The sequence below is a fragment of the Photorhabdus sp. RM323S genome (genome assembly GCF_042879375.1).
Taxonomy (GTDB): domain Bacteria; phylum Pseudomonadota; class Gammaproteobacteria; order Enterobacterales; family Enterobacteriaceae; genus Photorhabdus; species Photorhabdus tasmaniensis.
This window is the reverse complement of sequence record NZ_JBHFKZ010000104.1, coordinates 1-3954: the sequence shown is the minus strand read 5'-3', so window position 1 is coordinate 3954 and position 3954 is coordinate 1. Positions and strand designations below refer to the sequence as shown.

Genomic DNA, 3954 nt, shown 5'->3' with positions numbered 1-3954 from the left:
GGGCTGTCCGGCTTATCGTCTGGCAGCGTGGCCTGCTTTGACTGCCGTTCTGCCGGGTGGGTCTGCTCATGCACTTTCTTTAAGTGACCGATGGCCACGCGCGTATAGATTTGCGTGGTTTCCAGTTTCTCATGCCCCAGTATCGCCTGGATATGCCGGGTGTCCGCGCCGTTCTCCAGCATCTGAGTTGCCATTGAGTGGCGGAACAGATGGCAGGCCCCCGGTTTAGCCAGCTGCGCCTGTTTACGGATGCTGTCAGCGGCTATCTGAGTTAACGTGCCTCTGGCCAGCCCTCCGCCTTTTTTGGTGATAAACAGGTGACCGCTGTCACCTCGCCGCGTTAACTGGGGCCGGACACTGAGCCAGCGACTTAACCAGTGCAACGCCTGCTCGCCAATGGGCACTACCCGGTCCTTACGGCCTTTTCCCTGTCTGACCAGCACCACGCCGCGCCCGAAGTCCACTTCGCTTAACAGCAGGTTCGCCACTTCCATTCGCCGGATACCGGTACTCCACAGCACTTCAAGGATAGCCCGGTTTCTCAGGCCCGTGAGGGTGTCGATATTGGCGGCGGCTAAGACCGTGTGGGTTTCGTCTTCATTCATCACCTGGGCTGGCAGCCGTTTTTCTTCCTTTGGCAACACCAGACTGTCCGCCGGGTTATACAGGATATGGTGACGTTTCAGCAGCCAGCGGAACCACTGACGTAAGACACTCAGGCGGTCCCGCTGACTGCCCGGGCTGTAGGGCTGGCCGTCGGCTTTACGGGCGCTTCTCAGCCAGCGCTGGTAACTTTCCAGCAACAGCAGGCTGACCTGCGGCGCGTTCATTACCCCGCGGGCTTCACACCAGGTGATGAACGGCAACAGCCGCTCTTCATAGGCTTCCTGTGTCCGTTCGCTTAACCCCTGTCCCTGCACGGCTTCCAGCCAGGCGGCCAGATGCTGGCGTAAGGTGGCGAAGCGGACCGGGATGGCGTCGGGTTGACTGTGGGCTTCCGTTACTGAGGGGCGTTTTTTTCTGTCTGGCGAGGCGAGCGTTGTTGCCGGGCTGGTCGGGATAGCGTGTTGCTCCTGCAACCAGTCGAACCACAGGCGCAAGGCCCGCAGGCGTCGGCGCTGACTGTCCGGCGGGTAGGGCTGGCCGCTGGCTTTGCGGTATTGGGTGAGATACTGCTGCCAGTTTTCCAGTAACGGCTCAGTCACCTGAGCGGCGGATATTACGCCCTGTTCCTCACACCAGTTGACGAACGGTGACAACCGTTCATGACGGGCGGACTGGCTCTTTTGACTCGCCCCCTGCAACAGCAGGTTATCCAGATAGGCGTCCAGATGCTGGCGCAGGGTCAGCTGGGTAGGCTCAGATTGATGTTTAACGGGTGATGACATGATGGGGTTTCCTGTAGAGAACAGCGGTTATTGTTATCAGTGTGTGATACATCACGACGATACGATGGCTTGATTTTTAAGTGGCCGGAACAGTCCTTTTCTGTCTGCCCAGACTTGCGAGCCATTCAGTCCTTGACTGCTGCGGCTTACAGCCGGTTTTGATGAACCAGACTTGGCCCCGACTTAGGGCAGACTTGACCCTGACTTGCCTTCATCCGGGCCAGACTTGCGCGAGTCATATTCACTCTTTATATCCGGCTTTCGGGTTCGTTGATGAGGGGGCAGTACGGTACGACGGCCTGATTTTTAGGGAGCCGGAACAGTCCTTTTCAGGCTCGCCCGACTTGCGAACCGTTCAGCCCTTTGTCACTGCGGCTTGCCGCCGGTTTGGGCGAACCAGACTTGGCCCCGACTTGGGGCAGACTTGACCCCGACTTGCCTTCATCCGGGCCAGACTTGCACAAGTCATACACACTATTGGTCTCCTGATTTTCCGGTTCAATCAGACCACACAGGTGGGCTTCCTCCGCTTTATCGCCATTCCAGAGCAGTTCATATTGCAACAGATGGCCGCGACTGCCGCCGTGTGTCAGCAGATATTCCATGTCGCTCAGGCGCTGACAGTGGAGTTTAAGCTGGCTGTCACTCCAGTGGGTATAACTGCGGATATCCCGGCGGGTAAAGCGGATAGCGTTCACCGGGCGTTGCTGCGCTGTCGCCATTGCTTTCACCATTTCCTGTATCAGCAGCAACAGTTTTCGGGTCTGGGGCGGCATCTCATCCAGCGTGCGGCCTAATATCTCATGGGCTAACCGGTTAGCCAGACGGATGTCTTCTTGGGTCACCTCGATATATTCAAGCCGTTTGCCCCGGTGTTCTGCGGTCTTCACTTCGCGCTGGTGCTGATGCAGCAGGGCGATACTTTGTATCAGGGTGAGATATTTCATGTGGTCGCGTCGGGTGCGGGTTTTATCGCTCATGAACGTGAGCTGTGAAGCATAAGGGTTAACCACATTGAGCGGGCGTAACAGCCGCTGGGCGTTCTGATGCAGTTCGGTGATATACGTTTTTTCATTCTCGGCCAGTAAGCCTTCAAGGGTCTGCTTATGGCGCTGCAAGGCGTGGATAGCTTCGGTCTGTTCCCGCGATTCGTTCACCGTCAGCACCAGACAGCGGTTTAACAGCTCTTCATCGACATCTATCGCCGTGGTGGTCAACATCAGCATCACCGGCCCTTTCACCGTGTACTGTTTGGTGACCAGATTACCGGTAGCGTCATCTTTACCGGTTGAGGCAATGGTCAGTTCGCCGTCGCTTTGCAACAGCTTAAGCGCATAGGCGGCCTGCCGTACCCCTTCTTCTTCGGCTATCGCCAGTATCTTGTGTTGCAGGTTGGTTTCCCCCAGATAGAACAGACTCTGGCCGGTCATGGCGCTGTATTGCAGCCGTTCTTCTTCCGGTATCAGATTGAGTACCGCCTCCATCAGTGAGCTTTTCCCGGCAGCACTGCTGCTTTGTATCAGCACGGCCAGCGGACGGTCCAGCTTGCGACTGACAGCGGCTAAGTAACCGGCCAGCAGGTTAGTGGATTCGCCCACCACGCCACAGGCGGCTAAGTCCGCGGTGATGCGCTCGCTCAGGTGCGGGTCCTGCAACAGGGCTAACGCTGCGGCCCGCTGGTCCTCGCTCAGTTCGGGAACCGGCTGGGTTTCGGTTTGTTCACCGGCCCCGGCCTGTTGACACTGTTCCAGCACCAGTAACAGCTGCCCCAGTGAACGCCGCAGGTCACCTTCGGCCAGCCCCAGTTCGGTGGCGGCCTGCCGCGCATACCCGCCCCGGCTGCGGGCGCTCATCATGTCCACGCTGTCGGCGAACATCACACCGCTGTCGGTATCAACCACCTGAACATTGACTTTCATCACTGCCGCCCCGGCTTTCACCTGTGCCAGGCCCCGGATACCCCACTGTTGTGTGCCCAGGGTGAGGGATATCTCGCCGTTGGCACCGGTTTCCCAGACCACATTGGGCATCGACGGCAACGCGGCTATCCCGGCGGCTAAGGCGCTGACCGTTTCCAGCACCGGAACCGGCTGATGTTCAGCCAGCGCGGCCCGCTCTGTGGCAGTGGTTACCTGTACCTCTGCGGCCGCCTGCATCGACACGGCGCTGTCCAGCACCAACCCGAAGGCCCGTTCCGGTTCGGCGGCCTGACACAGATAGCGGTTGGCGTCCATGCCCGCGGGGAACACCACCCGGAACACCGTGATACCGGTGGCGGTCAGTTCGGCGGCCAGTTTCACTGCTGCCTCATTGCCAGCCGGATCGTTATCGTAGGCGATCAAGACCTGTTTAACGCCCTGTCGCCGGAACGCCTGCCGCATCTCATCGGTGAAGCCATTTACCCCATAGGCGGCGGTGACATGGCGGTGACCCGCTACCCAGAACGACAGGGCGTCGATCAACGATTCGCAGAGGATGACCGTCCCTGAACTGAGCAGCGCCGGTTCATTCCATATGCCGCCATGCGCGCCGGGCAGGTACAGATGCAGCGGCGTTCCGCTGCGTA

2 protein-coding genes are annotated in these 3954 nt (G+C 59.0%); both read right to left on the bottom strand.

The window, feature by feature from the left end; genetic code table 11:
- On the bottom strand, positions 1–974 hold a 974-nt coding region (gene xerC, locus ACGF7G_RS21695; protein ID WP_387468316.1), incomplete at its 3' end, for a site-specific tyrosine recombinase XerC.
- A gap of 743 nt (positions 975–1717) precedes the next feature.
- Positions 1718–3954, bottom strand: a 2237-nt coding sequence (locus ACGF7G_RS21690; RefSeq protein ID WP_387468314.1) for a toprim domain-containing protein, incomplete at its 5' end; no start/stop codon positions are given.